General features: G+C 43.5%; 17 protein-coding genes and 1 riboswitch. Of the genes, 8 read left to right on the forward strand and 9 right to left on the reverse strand.

Translation table 11 applies throughout. The features are described from left to right. Positions 1-227: 227 nt before the first annotated feature. Complete coding sequence (locus MHI52_RS16250) at positions 228-1,067, reverse strand: alpha/beta fold hydrolase (protein ID WP_076253179.1); 840 nt, start codon at positions 1,065-1,067, stop codon at positions 228-230. A 151-nt stretch (positions 1,068-1,218) separates the two neighbouring features. Between MHI52_RS16250 and MHI52_RS16255 the strand changes: the two genes are divergently transcribed. Further along, on the forward strand, positions 1,219-2,082 hold the full coding sequence (locus MHI52_RS16255; protein WP_083684771.1) for a LysR family transcriptional regulator: 864 nt from the start codon (positions 1,219-1,221) through the stop codon (positions 2,080-2,082). An 18-nt stretch (positions 2,083-2,100) separates the two neighbouring features. Here MHI52_RS16255 and MHI52_RS16260 read toward each other — a convergent pair whose 3' ends face one another. Next, complete coding sequence (locus MHI52_RS16260; RefSeq protein WP_076253181.1) at positions 2,101-2,505, reverse strand: VOC family protein; 405 nt, start codon at positions 2,503-2,505, stop codon at positions 2,101-2,103. Between the two features lie 307 nt (positions 2,506-2,812). Between MHI52_RS16260 and MHI52_RS16265 the strand changes: the two genes are divergently transcribed. After that, entirely contained in the window at positions 2,813-4,552 is a 1,740-nt protein-coding gene (locus MHI52_RS16265) for an ABC-F family ATP-binding cassette domain-containing protein (protein ID WP_076253182.1), read from the forward strand. Between the two features lie 70 nt (positions 4,553-4,622). Here MHI52_RS16265 and MHI52_RS16270 read toward each other — a convergent pair whose 3' ends face one another. Then, positions 4,623-5,006, reverse strand: a complete 384-nt coding sequence (locus tag MHI52_RS16270) for a hypothetical protein (RefSeq protein WP_047843165.1) — start codon at positions 5,004-5,006, stop codon at positions 4,623-4,625. Between the two features lie 286 nt (positions 5,007-5,292). Further along, complete coding sequence (locus MHI52_RS16275; protein ID WP_076253183.1) at positions 5,293-5,466, reverse strand: tryptophan RNA-binding attenuation protein; 174 nt, start codon at positions 5,464-5,466, stop codon at positions 5,293-5,295. Positions 5,467-5,805: 339 nt separating this feature from the next. On the opposite strand from MHI52_RS16275, the gene MHI52_RS16280 reads away from it, so the two are divergent. From MHI52_RS16280 to tenA, 5 genes are all read left to right on the forward strand, one after another. After that, complete coding sequence (locus MHI52_RS16280; RefSeq protein ID WP_076253184.1) at positions 5,806-7,764, forward strand: beta-glucoside-specific PTS transporter subunit IIABC; 1,959 nt, start codon at positions 5,806-5,808, stop codon at positions 7,762-7,764. Positions 7,765-7,825: 61 nt separating this feature from the next. Then, positions 7,826-9,268 carry a glycoside hydrolase family 1 protein gene (locus MHI52_RS16285; RefSeq protein WP_076253185.1) on the forward strand — a complete coding sequence of 481 codons (1,443 nt, stop codon included), beginning with the start codon at positions 7,826-7,828 and terminating at the stop codon, positions 9,266-9,268. A 17-nt stretch (positions 9,269-9,285) separates the two neighbouring features. Further along, positions 9,286-10,137 (forward strand): PRD domain-containing protein, encoded by an 852-nt coding sequence (locus tag MHI52_RS16290; RefSeq protein WP_076253218.1) that lies wholly within the window; start codon positions 9,286-9,288, stop codon positions 10,135-10,137. A 295-nt stretch (positions 10,138-10,432) separates the two neighbouring features. Continuing rightward, on the forward strand, positions 10,433-13,105 hold the full coding sequence (locus tag MHI52_RS16295) for an endo-1,4-beta-xylanase (RefSeq protein ID WP_076253186.1): 2,673 nt from the start codon (positions 10,433-10,435) through the stop codon (positions 13,103-13,105). Between the two features lie 206 nt (positions 13,106-13,311). Then, positions 13,312-13,409, forward strand: a riboswitch (TPP riboswitch). 112 nt (positions 13,410-13,521) lie between these two features. Then, on the forward strand, positions 13,522-14,184 hold the full coding sequence (gene tenA / locus MHI52_RS16300; RefSeq protein WP_076253187.1) for a thiaminase II: 663 nt from the start codon (positions 13,522-13,524) through the stop codon (positions 14,182-14,184). Positions 14,185-14,395: 211 nt separating this feature from the next. Here tenA and MHI52_RS16305 read toward each other — a convergent pair whose 3' ends face one another. From MHI52_RS16305 to MHI52_RS16325, 5 genes are read right to left on the reverse strand one after another with little or no spacing between them, the layout of a single operon-like run. Next, a complete protein-coding gene (locus tag MHI52_RS16305; protein WP_036615415.1) occupies positions 14,396-14,692 on the reverse strand; it encodes a spore coat protein in 297 nt (98 codons plus the stop codon). An 11-nt stretch (positions 14,693-14,703) separates the two neighbouring features. Next, entirely contained in the window at positions 14,704-14,904 is a 201-nt protein-coding gene (locus MHI52_RS16310; protein ID WP_076253188.1) for a hypothetical protein, read from the reverse strand. Positions 14,905-14,935: 31 nt separating this feature from the next. Next, the gene (locus MHI52_RS16315; RefSeq protein WP_036615410.1) at positions 14,936-16,072 is read right to left on the reverse strand and encodes a zinc-dependent alcohol dehydrogenase; all 1,137 of its coding nucleotides are present in this window, start codon (positions 16,070-16,072) and stop codon (positions 14,936-14,938) included. Then, on the reverse strand, positions 16,069-16,455 hold the full coding sequence (locus tag MHI52_RS16320; RefSeq protein ID WP_076253189.1) for a spore coat protein: 387 nt from the start codon (positions 16,453-16,455) through the stop codon (positions 16,069-16,071). Before MHI52_RS16320 ends, MHI52_RS16315 begins: the two co-directional genes overlap by 4 nt. An 11-nt stretch (positions 16,456-16,466) precedes the next feature. Next, the gene (locus tag MHI52_RS16325) at positions 16,467-16,709 is read right to left on the reverse strand and encodes a spore gernimation protein GerQ (protein WP_076253190.1); all 243 of its coding nucleotides are present in this window, start codon (positions 16,707-16,709) and stop codon (positions 16,467-16,469) included. Between the two features lie 188 nt (positions 16,710-16,897). On the opposite strand from MHI52_RS16325, the gene MHI52_RS16330 reads away from it, so the two are divergent. Continuing rightward, positions 16,898-17,182 carry a hypothetical protein gene (locus tag MHI52_RS16330; RefSeq protein WP_076253191.1) on the forward strand — a complete coding sequence of 95 codons (285 nt, stop codon included), beginning with the start codon at positions 16,898-16,900 and terminating at the stop codon, positions 17,180-17,182. The last annotated feature ends 238 nt before the right edge of the window (positions 17,183-17,420 follow it).

Consider the following 17,420-nt stretch of genomic DNA (forward strand, 5'->3'; position numbering starts at 1 on the left):
CTATTTATCGTAATATTGAAGGGGGAAATGAAGACTAACACTAAATTTGTATATACATATACGTAGGAGAATATGATCATTTGTAGTACCAGTGCACTCAACCCGAATGTAGAAGTTACGTCTTGCATCAAGAAACGTTGTCATTAACCAAAAAAAGCTCCACCAGCTTTATGCCAGTGGAACGCTTAATTTTTCTCTAAGACATTCTGTTCAATATACAAATATACTCATGGATGCTCATTGCAGAAACGGTCGATATAATCGGAACATTGCCCAGGTTCATCTTCCATAACGAAATGACCTGCTTTGGGAATGACATGCAGGCAGGCATGGGGAATATCCTGGACAAGCCTCTTTGCATAAGCGAGGGGCTGCCATTCATCTTCTTCCCCCCATAAAATTTGAACGGGAACCTTCAGCTTGGGTAAATCTGTTCCATAGGATTCAGTATATTTTGCATTATAGTGAGCTACCTGATGGGAGAAAAAAGAGGCTTTGCCCAATGAACCTGCATGAGGTTCCAGATATGCATCCAGTGTATCGCCAGTCATAAGCTCTTTATTATACACTGCCATGGGTAATTGTTTCTTTAGCATGGTATCAAAATCAGCACGGGGCATTTGTTCAACCTGTTCAAGCTGTTCTTCAATAATTTTCTTCCAGGTTGGTGAGGGCCACGAATCATAGCTGGGCATGTTGAGTAACGTAAGCGATTGTACACGCTCAGGTTGTTCCTGAGCCAGTTGGAGGCCAACAATTCCACCTAGATCGTGGGCTGCGACATGTAAACGATCCATTCCAAGTTCGTCTAAAAGCTGACTGAACAGCGTATATTGTGCTGCCACAGAAGTATCTGCTTCGAGTGGTCTTTCGGATGCTCCATATCCCAGAAGGTCATGAACGTAGACTTTGTATCCTTTTTGAACCAGAGCGGGTATTACTTTTCTCCATTCATAGCTATAAGAGGGTGTTCCGTGAAGGAGCCATATGGGAGAGCCTTCTCCGTATTGCTCATAAGCGATTCGATATCCATTAATCAAGATGGATGACGTTGCTGCTGTTTGCATAGTGATTACTCCCTTCCATAAACGATTGAGATTAAAAATGAAATGGGCTCTTAATGAGCTACATTGAATATAAACGATTGCTTTCCATTAGTTAAATTGATAGTTTATATGTAAACGATCAGTTTTAATGATGTTAAAAAGAAGGGAGCCAATGATGGAAATACGTCATTTGGTCACATTTATTACAATTGTGGAACACGAGGGATTTACCAAAGCTGCTGAACATCTTGGATACGCGCAATCTACAATTACATTGCATATTAAGGCGTTAGAAGAGGAGATTAACTACCCTTTATTTGATCGAATTGGTAAGCGGGTTATTTTAACGGAGACTGGGAAAAAATTGTTGCCACATGCCCAAAAAATGCTTGACCTGTATCACATGATTAAGGAAGTGACTGCTGCACAAGGGGAATTAACGGGTAATATCGTGATCAGTATTGGGGAAACGTTGTTGATTTATCGTTTTCCACCTATTATTGAGGAATTCAAAAAATTGCATCCTCATGTCAATATCGAGTGGCACCAATTAGATTCCGTATATTATAAAGAGAATTTGATGCAAGGTAAAAGTGATATTTCCTTCATGCTGGGGACAGAGGTGCATGACCCCAATCTGTACAGTGAGAAATTGGCTGAGGAGCCCATGATGCTGCTGTACCCCAATTCATTTGAGCTACAACGGGACATTGTACGAAGCAATTTACTTTTTACCGAAAGAGGTTGCGGTTATCGCACATTGTTTGAACAATGCATTGAAGAGTATCAGATTGGGATTACTTCCAATATTGAATTCTGGAGTATTGAAGCTGTGAAACAGTCGATATTGAGCGGCATGGGCATATCCTTGTTACCTCGAATTACGGTAGAGAAGGAGCTGAAGGAGGAAAAACTTTCAGGTCAGCAGTACAAACAAAATCTAGCTACACAGTTGCTGTATCCCAAAAACAAGTGGATCTCTCCCCAAGTAGAAGCATTTATTGAGATCGTTAGAAAGCATGCCTCCCTCTGGTGAGCTCATTTCAACTGTCCTTTATAGCCTACCACTGAACCGTTGGATTGCTTCCTCGGTCACCGGCGTGAAGAGATTAACCAGATTACCGTCAGGATCGCGAAACAGCACAGCACGATTCCCCCACGGCATTGTGGTAGGTTCCTTTACCCACTCATCGACAAACGGCTTCAAGCGCTCGTATTCGGCATCAACATCGTGGACGTGGAACTCAATAATGACAGTACGATTGTTGGCTGCCACAGCGGAACCAGCGCCAAATAGTTGCACCGTCTGGGAGTGGCCGATCGCTAGAGTGCACGATGGCATAACGAGTTCGGCAAAGACAGGTGCAGGGCGTTCCGCCGAAACACCCGTGATTTTCTCATAGAACTCGACGAGACGATCCACGTCATCAGTAATGATACGCAAAGAAGCAAAATTCACGAGATATCATCCTTCCTATAATAAGTAATACATTTTGGACCAAAAACACTTCGCATTTACTTCTACTCCTTTACAATTGCTTACTCCAACTATACAAATACACTACTGACAACAGTATGTCAGTAGTGTTTTACGAAGAAACCACCGTCCACTAGCCATCATTCTATAGAACGTATTAGAGTTTCAAAGTGAGGGTAAGTGCTAAAAATCGATTGTACTTGGTGGTAAACAGTGTTACTCTAAAAGTCTGTGTTCGACAATATATTTAATATTAGCCACCAATTTAGTTGTAAAGAAAGGTAACACTATGATAAAAGTTGAAAACCTATCCTTCTCATTTCCACAAAAGGAACTATATAAAAACATTTCATTTACGTTTGAAGAGGCACAACATTGTGCTTTTATCGGAACAAGCGGCAGTGGAAAAAGTACATTGATCGATATCCTGATGGATCCGGAACGATATTTGTTCGAGGGCAAGTTAGAGATAGACCCCGATTGCAGAATCGGGTATGTGAGTCAGTTTTTGCAAGTAGATAAAACAAAAGAAATGACCGTTTTTGAATATATCGCAGAAGAATTCATCAAGATACAAGATGAAATTACAGCAATTTATGCGGAGATGGCCACCACATCGGATATGGATTCCCTGATGGAAAAGCTTCAATTGGCTTTGGATGCCTTCGAAGCGATGGATGGGGATAATTTCGAAAAAAACATCAATAAACAATTAAACCTTGCCAACCTCATGAAGCTCAAAGATCTTAGTATATCAGCCGTAAGCGGCGGGGAATTCAAACTTATTCAAGTGATGAAGGAAATGCTGAATCGTCCCGACTTCATGATTATGGACGAACCCGATGTATTTTTAGACTTTGAAAACCTGAACGCGCTAAAAAAATTGATTAACACCCACAAGGGAATGCTGCTGGTCGTTACGCACAACCGGTATCTGTTGAACCATTGTTTCAACAAAATCATACACCTTGAAAACACAGAGCTCCAAGAGTTTGACGGGCGATATATCGATTATAACTTCTCACTGCTTCAGTCTAAGATCGAACTGCAAGAAATCGCAGTTGCTGAAGCTGAGGAGATTGAGAGATACGATCACATCATCGACAATCTTAGAGAGATCGCCACGTATAATTCGGAAGCCTCCAGAGGAAGAGCGTTAAAAGCCAGAGTCAAGTTTCAAGAGAGATTGGAAGCACGTCGAATAAAAGAACCCTTTGTCGATATCAAACAGCCGAATATCCGTTTTGGGATTGATAAGGAAATGGAAGATACCGTTGTGGTTAACGTCAATAACTATAACGTTTCCTTTGACGAGTTGCTTTTGGAAAATGTGAACTTTGAGATCAAATCAACAGATAAAGTAGCCCTGATCGGTCCTAACGGTACCGGGAAAACGACATTACTTCGAGAAATCTTTAAAAACAATCAGGATTCCATTGAAATAAATACCGATGTTAAAGTGGCCTATTTATCTCAGGTTCAAGGCGAAATGTTAAAAGATTCGAATACCATACTAAATGAATTCATTGATTCCGGCTTTCAAACGTATGATGAAATTAGATCATATCTTCCAAACTATGGCTTTGAAGGAGAAATCCTTGATCAAAAGATTGAATCTTTATCTGGTGGAGAAAAAAACATGCTTCAATTGGCTAAAGTTTCTGCCAGTCAAGCCAACGTATTGCTCCTAGATGAACCGACAAGCCATCTGGACATCTATACACAAATCGCATTGGAGAAAGCCATTGAAGACTACAAAGGTGCGATTATCATGATTTCTCATGATTTCTATTCGGTTGTAAATGGTATGGATTATGTTTTGATTATCGAGGACAAAACGATTAGTAAAATGAGTATAGAAGAATTCAGACAGATGATTTATACGAGTCATTTTAATGAAAACTATCTAGAAAATGAACAAAAGAAAAAGTCTGTTGAAATGAAAATTGAATTGGCTTTAAAAGATACTAATTTTGAACTTGCAAAGAGTTTGGTTGATGAGCTAGAAAAGCTGATTAAGTTGCTTTAGACAAGGTGAATATTCCATAAATCTAAATCCCCCTGTATGTGGATTAATCCGCATACAGGGGGATTTACTTCTAGAAACAGCTAAACGAGCTGATTCGCTGCAGATCAATGCCGGTGTATAGCCAGAAGAAGCCATTCCAACGGAAGCCAGCCACCGAATTTCTACCTACAAATACCGGGTACATCCAGAAGCCGGGACCACGATCCGGCCAAATATATGTGTAACGAAACAGGCAGCCGGATATGGCTCTTGGATCTACCGCATATAACGAAGCGGGTTGCTGTGGAATGAATGATGGTGGCGGCCCTGTAGGTGCCTGCACGCCTTGTGGTCCGCCGCCTCCACCCCCGGGGAACGATGGCGGACCAGGAAATCCGCCGGGTCCTCCTGGTCCTCCGGGACCCCCAGGTCCGCCAAACCCTCCACCAGGTCCAAAAGGAGGTAAAAATGTCATATCACATCACTCCTGTTCATTAGTCTAATGTATTGTATGTAGGCAATTGAGCAGGGGAATGGGTGAAAGCCTATAAAAGGCCGCTAATTTGGTCATAAGCTTGTCAGCTAGATAGTAAAAAAGACAACAGAATTTGCCCAAAAGATATTATGTTTTATTAAATCCAACAAGGAAAAGCAAGCGTACCACGTCCTGATTGTACATTGGATACATTTTCACCGTTTATAAATTGGATAAAGACAGAAAGAGACCGCACTATAATAGTTACGGTCTCTTTCTACTTATTTTAAGTATGTTTTTTTATGAAGTGAAGTAATGTTTGTCCTAATGTAGTTAGAATTACGCCCTTACCTTCACATTTTGGACAAGGCACCATTTGGTCCTCCTCATTAACTTGCTTTTCGCCATTACAATGAGGACAAGAAAGTTCTAAATCATCTGTTGATATAACGACCGACACCTTTTAGCACCATCCTGTCATTTAGATTTAATGTGGTGTAAATTCAATTCGCTTTTTTTATAGTAGCTAATGTAGGATTTTTTTCAATATGTGCTGATATAACATGGGTGTAAATATGTTGCAGAAAAATGTCGAATAAAGTGATTGCTAACTAATTTATTGTGTGATATTATGATCCAGTAAACGTTTACATCGATAACGAATTGAATATTAGCAGTGTTTGGCTGTTACTGGTAAAGCAGGCATGACCAAAATGATTTTGCATTTTCCTTATGTGAGTAGGGGAAGGCATATCGTTTTGGTCTTTTTTATATCCAAATTCAGAAATGAGGCATTGGTATGGATTATCGCAAGCTGGGACAAGAGATAACGGAATTGGTTGGGAAGAAGGATAATATCGCTCGGCTTACGCACTGCGCAACTCGACTTCGGTTCGAACTGCACGACATCTCCAAAGCGGAGACAGAAAAACTCAAAGCACTTCCAGGTGTCATTACTGTTGTGAACAATGGTGGACAATACCAGGTCGTTGTGGGCAATGAGGTGCAGCAGGTCTACCGAGTTATCACTCAGCAGATGGGTTCAGCTACCCGAAGTGCGGAATCCAAATCGGATTCTGGCAAAAATAACGGACCAAAACAAAAACAGAGCTGGATCTCCAGATTCATCAGCGTGATCTCAACAACATTTACTCCGGTAATTCCGGCAATCATTGGCGCGGGTATGATCAAAGCCATATTAGCCGTACTTGTGCTGACAGGCCTCGTAACGACGGAAAGCCAAAACTACTATATCCTTAATACCATTGCGGACGCGGCTTTTTATTTCATGCCTATTCTGCTGGCTTATGGAGCTTCCATTAAATTTGAAACTAGTCCCATTCTGGCGATGACAGTTGCCGGCGTGTTGTTACACCCGGGATGGAGCGCCCTGATGGCGGAAGGAAAAGACGTGTTTTTCATCGGTGTGCCAGTTCGACTAACCGATTACGCGGGCTCCGTGTTGCCGATTATTATCGTCGTTTGGCTCATGTCTTATATTGAACGTTTCGCGGATCGGGTATCGCCCTCAATGATCAAATTTTTCACGAAACCAATGATTGTACTATTGATTACAGCACCACTTGCATTGGTGGCGATTGGGCCTTTCGGAACGTACCTGAATGATCTGGTTGCGATGGGTGCAGAAGCGATTAATGCCAGAGCCAGTTGGCTGATCCCTTTGTTAATGGGAACTTTGCAACCATTCCTGATCGTAACAGGTACCGCATGGGCCATGACGCCGATTGCAACTAGCCAACTGACCAAAAATGGATATGAAATGATCAACGGTCCCGGAATGCTCGCGTCCAATATTGCTCAAGGTGGGGCCACCCTTGCTGTAGCATTGAAAACAAAAAACAAAAAACTGAAACAGCTCGCTGCTTCATCCGGTTTCACCGCTGTGCTGGGTATCACGGAACCATCCTTGTACGGTGTAACGCTGAAACTGAAGAAACCCTTAATTGCCGCAATGATCGGTGGTGGTGTAGCAGGGATATACGCTGGTCTGACCGGATTAGTACGTTATGCCTTCGTGTCTCCAGGGCTTGCCGCGTTACCTGCATTCATTGGCAGCAATCCGATGAACATCGTTCATGCCATTGTGACTTGTCTGATCGCTTTTATCGTTACCTTTGCTCTGACATGGATCATTGGTTTTGAAGATCCAGTGGACGATGAAGAAGAAGGAAATACCAACGTTAACGATGACAAGACACTTTCCGGGCAGCCTGTTCAAGACAACAGCCCAAGCACACAGTCTTCTACAATAACAAATGTTAATGTACCGAGCCAAAATGAATTACGCCCACTTACGATCGCCAGCCCGATGCAAGGGGAATTAGTCCATCTAGACCGTGTACCAGACGATGTCTTCTCTTTGGGATTACTGGGTAAGGGTGCTGCCATTATTCCTTCCAAAGGAGAACTGTATGCACCAATCGCAGGTGAAGTTACGGCTTTCATGGACTCCAAACATGCGGTCAAATTAAACGGTTATGATGGAGAAGAGGTGCTCATTCATATTGGAGTGGATACCGTCAACCTAAAGGGGAGACATTTTGACTCTTCCATTAAAGTAGGGGATCGCGTACAACGGGGGGACTTGTTGATCCGCTTTGATATCGATGCCATCAAGGCAGAAGGGTATGAAGTCATAACCCCGATCATTATCGCCAATTCGGAGCGTTTCTCGGATATTAAGCTGGAGAAGCAGAATCCTGTGGAGGTTGGAGCAACCATTATCCACCTTTCGTAACAACCGTAATATGGTCCCGTCATATATCATGATCAACTTTTAAAATGAAGGAGTGCTTGAGATGTTATATCAACAGATCAAACCATTCCCCAATGAATTTCTGTGGGGAGGGTCTACCTCGGCCTATCAAGTGGAGGGAGCCTGGAACAAAGATGGCAAAGGCCTGTCCGTCATCGATATGTGTGATCATCCGGCTGGAACCGCCGATTTCACGGTTGCGAGCGATCACTATCACCGATTCAGAGAAGACGTGAAGCTTTTTGCAGAGCTGGGCCTCAAAGCATATCGTTTTTCAATTGCATGGACTCGAATCTTGCCTTCAGGCACAGGGGCTGTTAATGAGAAGGGACTCGATTTTTATCACCAATTAATTGACGAATTGCTGCTCCATGGTATTGAACCCATTGTGACCATGTACCATTTCGACTTACCCTACGAGCTTGAGAAAACCGGAGGGTGGAACAACCGGGGGACGATCGATGCCTTCGTCGAGTATGGGCGTATCTTGTTTGAACATTACGGGCATAAAGTGAAATATTGGTTGACCATTAATGAGCAAAATACGATGATTCTCCATCCAGGTGCTATTGGTACACCAAAAGGCGGACGTCTGCCTTCCAGTAAGGAACTGTATCAGCAAAATCATCACATGTTTGTAGCTCAAGGCAGAACGATGCGACTATTTCATGATATGCTCCCGCAAGGCAAGATTGGTCCTGCATTAAACATGACTTCCATGTACCAGGCAACTTCCAAACCAGCAGATGCAATCGCTGCACATAACTGGGAGACGATTCGTGGATGGGGTTTTCTCGACTTATCGGTGTGGGGACAGTATAATCCATTATTCTGGAGTTATTTACAGGAACGCGGCATCGAGCCGGTTATTGAGCAGGGTGACATGGAAGATATCCGGTCTGGCCGCCCCGATCTGGTAGCAATCAACTACTACTCGACGGCAACCATTGCCGCCAGTATGGGCGATGCGTCGGATGTTACAGCTCGTGCAGGGGATCAGCAAATTATGCTTGGTGAGCAGGGAGTATACCGGGCGGCGGAGAATCCTTATACCGAAAAAACAAAATATGGTTGGGTCATCGACCCGGTTGGCCTAAGGCTGACATTGCGTAAGGTATGTGAACGGTATGGTCTCCCTATTCTAATTACGGAAAATGGCATTGGAGCCCCGGATGTACTTGAGGCAGATAACACCATTAACGATACGTACCGGATTGATTTTATCGAGAAACATCTGGAACAGATCAGACTGGCTCTAACAGATGGAGTAGATGTGATTGGTTATTGCCCTTGGTCCGTTATTGACGTGGTAAGCACACATCAGGGGTATGGGAAACGTTATGGAATGATCTATGTAAACCGCGGTGAACAGGATCTGAAAGACTTGAAGCGTTTGAAGAAGAAAAGCTTCTCGTGGTATCAAGAGGTCATTAAACAGAATGGCAGATGTATCGGAAATTCGGATCAGACGGTCACGAAAGAATAAAGGATCGTGATGAATGCATGAGAGTAATCAAAATATTAAATAACAGCTTGCTTCTGACCAAAGATGAACAGGGACAAGAGATGATTGTCATGGGAAAAGGGTTGGCATTCAAAGGCAAAGTCGGCGAGCGACTCGATGAAGAGCATATCCAGAAACGATTCATTCTGCAAAATAATCCGTCTGCCCAGGCTTACGTACGAACCATCGAAAACATGCCAGAAAAACATGTGAATGTCATAAACAAACTGATTACCAATGCAAAAGAAAAGCTGTCTCTTGACGATCAAATCTTCTTTACGCTTATGGATCACTTGTCATTTGCCATTGAACGATGGAAAAAAGGTGTAGCATTACAGAATCGCATGTTATGGGAGATCCAGAGGTTTCATCCTGTCGAGTTCGAACTGGGGGTTGAAGCTGTTCATATGTTGAATCTAGAATTGGATATTGAACTACCGGAAGAAGAAGCAGGGAATATCGCTTTTCATTTCGTGAATGCCCAAACACATGAGCAGAATATGGAGCGCACGATGCAATCCGTTAAGATGTTAAAAGATATTTTTAACCTGATACAATACACCTTTGATATGCAATTGAACAAAAACTCCATCCATTATGTGAGACTTGTCACACATTTGCAATTCTTCATCCAGCGTTTACAAGAAGGACGTCTGGGCAATTCGGCGAAAGATTTTATATTTCAGCACATGGTGAAGGAGCATCCGCTTGAATACAAATGCGCGGAGATGATTAAAACCTACGTGCAGAATATGCTGGATATCTCCATATCAAACGAGGAATTATTATATTTGATGATTCACATAGCTCGAATTGTGCAGGAGGATCAGGGTCACGAGGGACGATTATAAAACAAAGTTTATATGCCTGTTAGTGAACAGAAAAAAGATACTTTCTAACGATGACCGTTTTCTCGTATTTTATCGGGAAACGGTCTTTTATTTTTGCAAATATGTAGCGGTTTTTTGATATCCCTTGCGAACGAACTCCAGCTTCCTAAACCCACATAAGATTACCAAGTGATAACATTTTATTGTAATTATTGTAAATTTGTTATATGTAAGCGCTGTCTAAAGAGCTATAATCTATTTATCTGGATGTTAATCCGTTCAGAAATACTTAGACCAAATTAAGAGGAGGAATTGTATGAAACGGTTAGGCCAATGGAATATAACGGCCTTGGTTCTTGTGCTGGTACTCGCCATGCTTCCATTTACGAATGTCTCACATGCAGCCAAAGCAGTTACGGAAGTGGAGGGAGGTCATTTGAGCACAAACTTTGAAGACGGTACACTTCAGGGATGGACTCCACGTGTCGGTAGCGAAAGGCTGACAGTGACACAGCAGGAAGCACACGAAGGTCAGTCCAGCATGCTGGTCGCCAACCGTGAGCGTTCCTATCATGGACCGATGTTATCCATGAAGGATCTGCTTAAGCGTAACCAAGAGTACGAAATTGCGGCATATGTAAGACTTACTCAGGAGCCCACCACGGATCAAACACTACAGCTCACCACATATAAAAAAACAACTTCCGAAAGCTGGAACCCAATCGGTAGCGTGAAAATTGCCAAAACAGAATGGAATACATGGCACAAGATCACCGGAAAATTTCAGTATAGCGATGATCCCACTGAATTGAATTTGTTCATCGAAACACCCTACATCTCTGAAGATAGCGTAGATACGTTATCGTTCTATGTGGATGATGTATCATTTACTCTGGCCGAGCAACTGGAGATTGAAGAAGGTATTCTGTCTCTGAAGGACCTGTATCAAGATGATTTCCCCATTGGTGCAGCGGTGTATCGCTGGCAGTTGGAAGGCGCATACGGACAACTGCTCACAAAGCACTTTAACAGCTTGACCGCAACCTATGAGATGAAACCGAAGTACATGTCTCCTTCCGAAGGTGTTTATGAGTTCGAGGCAGCCGATCAATATGTTCAGTTCGCCGAGGAGCATGGTATGGGCGTACGCGCACATGCGTTGTTGTGGCATATTGATGCAGCAGAGTGGATGTTCAAGGATCCTCAGGGTAACCCTGCGAGTCGAGAATTACTACTTGCCCGGATTCAGGATTACGTTGAAACCGTCATGACCCGATACAAAGGTAAGATCTATGCCTGGGATGTGGTAAACGAGGCGATTGCGGATAGCAATGGTGATGCCAACGGTTTACGTAAAAGTCCCTTTTATGAACTAATTGGTCCGGATTATATTGAGAAAACCTATGAATTCGCTCGTGCAGCCGATCCGAATGCCAAATTATATTACAACGAATACTTCACGGAAATCCCTGAGAAAAGAGAGCATATGTATCAGTTGGTCAAACGACTGAAAGAGAAAGGGCTCATCGATGGTGTGGGTTTGCAATCCCACTATAACCTGGAATCCCCGCCCATCAAGGAAATTGAAAAAACGATCAGCATGTTCGCCGAACTTGGATTGGATATTCAGATCACGGAACTGGATGTGGATAGCGGAATTCCATTTGGTGAAGAGATGTCCGATGAAGTTGCAGTAAAGCAGGCGTATCGATATAAGGAACTGTTGGATTTGTACAAAAAACACAAAGACCACATTTCTTCAGTTACCTTATGGGGACTCCAAGATGAGAAGTCTTACAACAACCAGGCTATGCTGTTTGATTCAGCCCTTAAGGCCAAAAAAGCATACTGGGGACTTGTGGATGAATCCAGCTTGCCTGTGTTGACACAGAGAGCCGTCTCACTTTCGGGTAAACCGGATATCAAAAAACAGTCACAAGATCCGCTCTGGAACAAAGCGGTGTCTACTCCACTGAAGGGTGACTCTGCGGGATCAGCCAGTTTCCGCACCTTATGGGATCATAGTAACCTGTATATCCTCGTGGATGTTCAGGATGCGAAGGCAGATGTGAATGACAAAGTAGATATCTTTGTTGATCTCAATAATGGCAAGACCACTTCATATGAAGTAGATGACCGACATGTAATCATTAAGCGGTCGGGCAAAGCTGAGGGCGTGGAGAAGCGTTCATATCGTGTACGCGAGACCAAAGCCGGATATCAGGTTGAATTGTCCATTCCGTGGGGTGGTATCCAAGTCGGATCAGAATATGAAGCCGGATTGGATATCCGTGTGACTGATGGCGGTTCAAGTGGGACACAACCTTATAATCCACTGTACTGGAATGATCGAACACAATCTCAGGAACAGGATACAAGCAAATACGGCGTGATTCAGCTTGCCCCTATGCCCAAATCTGCACAAGCTGTACAAGGGATTGTTCAGATTGATGGGAAGAAAGACACATCATGGAATAAGGCTGCACCGATTGAAGTAAACCGGTTGAACCAAAGCGAAGGTGCAGAGGCAGTGGCTCGCGCAATGTGGTCAGGTGAATATCTATACCTGCTGATCGACGTCACTGATCCAAACATCATCACAGATAGCATCAACCCATGGGATCAGGATTCGGTTGAGATTTTCCTGGACGAGAATCACCAGCGCACACCGTATTTTCAATATGATGATGCCCAGTTCAGAATCAGTGCAGACAATGTAGGAACCTTTGCAGGGGGTGCCTCACCTGGACGCCTTGTAAGTGCTGTGAAGAAAACAAATAAAGGATATCTCGTAGAAGCCCGAATCCAGTTACATTCACTGACGCCCAAAACAGGAAATGTTCTCGGTTTCGAGCTTCAAATTAACGACAACCAGGGCGGAGGTAAGCAGAGCGTAGCCAAGTGGAATGATACGACCAATGAGAGCTGGAGAAACACTTCCCAGTACGGAATACTCACTTTTGTCGGAAAGAACAAACTCGGACATTAAACCATCGGCAGTAGTTGCAAGAATAGAAAACATCATAACAGTGGCTAAAACTCAACCATTGTTGTGATGGTTTTCATCGTTTACATACGTCACCAAAGGTGATGAGGGGCGATACAATCTGCCTTGACTATATTTAACAGCCCTTGATATACTAAATGGATGTTATTTTTTCTTTTATGGGAATAAGAAAGTAATCAACTACATACAACCGTTTGCGAGGGAGCCTTAACCGGCTGAGAGGGTGTTAAACCGACCTTACCTGACTTGGATAATGCCAACGTAGGGATGCAACGATGAAACACTGTACTTGGGTAGCTCATGCGAACCCCCTTGTTTTAGTGTATTTGTCTGCGAAACATCCTATGGATGTTTCGTTTTTTTGTTTTTAATACGTACATTATGAATTGGAGGAACACATGTTGACTATTTCAGAGAGACTATATCAGGCAGCACAGCCCGTGTGGAAGGAATGTCTCGAGCATCCCTTTGTTAAAGGAATCGGAGATGGTTCCTTACCGGTTGAACAATTTCGTTATTATTTGCTGCAAGACTACTTGTACCTGTTCGATTATGCCCGTGTATTTGCACTAGGTATCGTCAAGTCGCACGACCCCAAATTGATGCAGTTTTTTAGTAAAAACGTAGATAACATCCTGAATGGTGAAATGAAAATTCATCGTTCTTATATGGAGCGATTAGGAATTACAGAGGATCATGTGTTCCAGGTAAAACCTGCACTGAAAAATGCAGCCTATACTAACTATATGCTCTCTATTTCCCATGCGGGTGGCATAGCAGAAGTACTTGTATCCATTCTGGCCTGCTCATGGAGCTATGCGGAGATTGGTCAAGTCCTTGCTCAAAAGCCAGGTGCAGCTGATCATCCTTTTTATGGAGAGTGGATCACAGGATATGCTTCCTCTGAATACAACAGCAACAATCAATCCCTAGTGACGTTAACGGATAAGCTATTAGAAGGCTGTAGCGAGGGAACGTACCAACGGATGGAAGATATTTTCGTGATGTGCAGTCGCTTTGAGCTTGATTTTTGGGAGATGTCATGGAGGTTGGAGCCTTGAGTTCACTAATAGTTAATTCAATTAGCGAGCAGCGTCCATAAACAGTCTCAGGATGAAAAATAAGTAGATTTAAGTAAAGGAACGCTTGTATATGCGTGTTTCGTGACGATGCCAAAAAAAGGGCGGAGTGTATCCGCCTTTTTTATTGTTGAAATTCTTGACACAGGAACATTTTGTTCACTGAAGTCTCTAGCTAAAATCAAAAAGGGTGTCAGGACGGAATGTTCATAGCAGTCTGAATATTTTTCAGATCGAGCTGAATTTGCTCTGCAATATGGTAAGGGTGGTATAAGCCATGCTGCACCATGTAATTTGATATCTTTTCATGAGAGTCTATGGCTTCATCGAGCTGTTTCATCAAAATTTGTTTGATTTCGGGGGTGGCACATTCGGTCACAGCCATGGCGTAGTTTCTGACACCGCTCTTGGCGTTCATCAAAAAATCCATTGCGATCACGTCATCGGTCAGCGTATTAAGACCAGTCATGTGTTCTAATATTGGGTTCATTTTTTTATCTCCTATACAGTCGCTTTAGACAGCACTCCACCGAGCTCCTGAAGCTGCTGTTGTGATAATGTCGCATCTTGTTGCAAAATTTGCTTGAGCTCCGGGTCGGTTACCAGAGCTTGCATGGTCTTGGATTTTGTCATGCAAACCGTCTTGAACGCAGCTATTTCATGCACCTCGAGCATCTCATGCAAAGCGTATGTGGAATCCATTCAGATTGTCCTCCCATGTATCAATTCATATTTAAGGCTTTAAGATGACTTTAATGCAATCGTCCGTTTTTGTATCGAACACTTCATAGCCCCGCTTGGCCTCGCTGAGCGGAATGACGTGCGTAACAATGTCCCCAGGGTCCACTTTGCCAGACGTAACCAACTCGTACATGTATGGCATGTAGTGAATGACCGGAGCTTGTCCGGAACGGATATTCACGTTTCGCTGCATGATGTCACCGAGCGGGAATCCGTTATAACGTCCGCCGTATACACCAGTGACTTGAATGGTGCCACCTTTGCGGACAGCCTGAGATGCAATGATAAATGCACTCATGGTGCCGCCTTGCAGTTTCATACCGCTGGCTAGAAATTCAAGATCGCTCATCTTGCCGTCCATTCCTACCGCATCAATCACGACATCGGCGCCGCCTTTGGTCATTTCCTTGAGAGTGTTCCCAATATTCTTATCCTGTTCGAAGTTTACGATTTCCACATTGTTTGTTCGCTTTGCATGCTTTAAGCGGTAATCGACATAGTCGACGGCTATGACCCGCTTAGCTCCTTTCAGCCAGCAGAACTTCTGGGCCAGGAGTCCGACCGGACCGCAGCCGAGCACGATGACTGTATCACCATTCTTAACGCCGGCGTTATCTACGCTCCAGAATGCCGTCGTCATGGCATCGGCGATCAAGCTTAGCTTTTCGTCCGGTTGTTCGCAGTTTTCAGGGATCTTAAAGTGGGTAAAATTGGCAAATGGGACCCGTAAATATTCGGCTTGCCCGCCGGGATATCCGCCGGTCGTTCCGGAGTAGCCGAAATATGCGCCCATATCCCCGTGTTCGTTTGAATTGTCACATTGGCTTTCCAGCTGATTTTTGCAAAAAAAGCATTCTCCGCATGCGATGTTAAACGGAATGATCACACGGTCACCTTTTTTTACCTTGGTCACGCCAGGACCTACTTCTTCTACGATCCCCATCGGCTCATGCCCGATGACATAGTTTTCCTGAAGGTTAGGGATCATCCCGTGAATAAGATGAAGGTCAGAACCGCAAATGGCGGTACTGGTGATCTTTACGATCATATCGTCCGGTTTCACAATCTTCGCATCCGGCACCTCTTTGACCACGACATTTTTAACCCCTTGATACGTTACCGCCTTCATGCTTTATGTCCTCCAATATGTTCATCTGGGGTCCGATCAAACATCCCTTTACGTGACGTATCACCCGGGAACAGATTCATCTGCCCGATCATCACCGTATTTTTCGCCGAAAGCTGATCGAGTTGGTACTGTTCGTTCAACTCATAAGGATGAAACCATTTTTTGCGCATCATGAGCTCCGAGATTTCTTGGTGCATTGCAATCCCCTGCTTAAGATGAGTATGCAGCAGGGCTCTTACATCCGGTGAAGCCGTTTCCGTCAGGGCGATGGACAAATTACGTACACCCTCCTTGGCACGAAGAAGGAAGTCCATGGCAAAAGTCATATCTGCCATTTCCGGCATATTCAATGAATTAATCGGATCTAAATAATCGGTATTCATCTGAGTTCCCCTTAATGTGTTATAGGTGTCGGATTATTTGGAACGGGTGCTTGGAAAGGAGCTCTTGCGTAGATTGCTTGCAGCTCAGCGATCTGTTGTATGGATTGAGTTACGTCTTTCTGCATTAAGGCTTTTAGCTCTTGGTCAAAGACCAGGCCTTGCATAAGTTTCGACTTAGCGATGCAGAGCGTTTTGAAGTTTAACGCTTCATGCAGTTCCATCGATTCGTGCGGCGCTAGCGTTGGATTAGCCATTCAGAAATGATCCCCTCCTTTTTCATCAAGATTAGATTTTCCAATGCATCGGATCTTATACTAATATGGATCACCGGAGAGGTAAGATCCGAATATTCCCATACAGTCGCAGGGATATAAACAAAATCTCAATCCCATACTTATTTCTGTTTAAATGAATGATCTTACTCATGGAAGGAGGAGTCACGGTGCCCAATAAAAACAAAATTGATCTAGCAACCGAAAACGCAAGAAAACCAGCAGAAGATGCACTTAACTCGAGTGGTAGTAATACGCTGGAGCAGCATGCATCTAACGCGGTTTCTGAGGTGCAGACGGCTTTAAATCAGGCAATAAGCTCGTTAAGTGAATCTAATGTGGCAACAAATTCACAAGCGTTGGAGATTGCCAGGCAGCAATTGACCCGAGCAGAGGAATTTTTAGATCAAGCGATAACTTCAGCCAATGCATTAGGTTTACCGGACCAACAATAAAACCTTTTTGGTACTGATAAGCTTGGCAAAGTTTTGCGTTGACGATCGGAGGAAGCATTTTTCCTAGAGCACATATAGTTAACGTCAACATGCTTCGGCTTACGCCGAAGTTTTTTTGTATTTTTAAATGTATCGGACAATTTCAAAATCGAGGTAAAAAAAGAATGATTAAGGGCCAGGCATTAGAAAAAGTCTTGAACATAATTATAGGTAATATCTATTCAACTATGTTGAGGAG

This window comes from Paenibacillus sp. FSL H8-0283 (assembly GCF_045040675.1).
Taxonomy (GTDB): domain Bacteria; phylum Bacillota; class Bacilli; order Paenibacillales; family Paenibacillaceae; genus Paenibacillus; species Paenibacillus amylolyticus.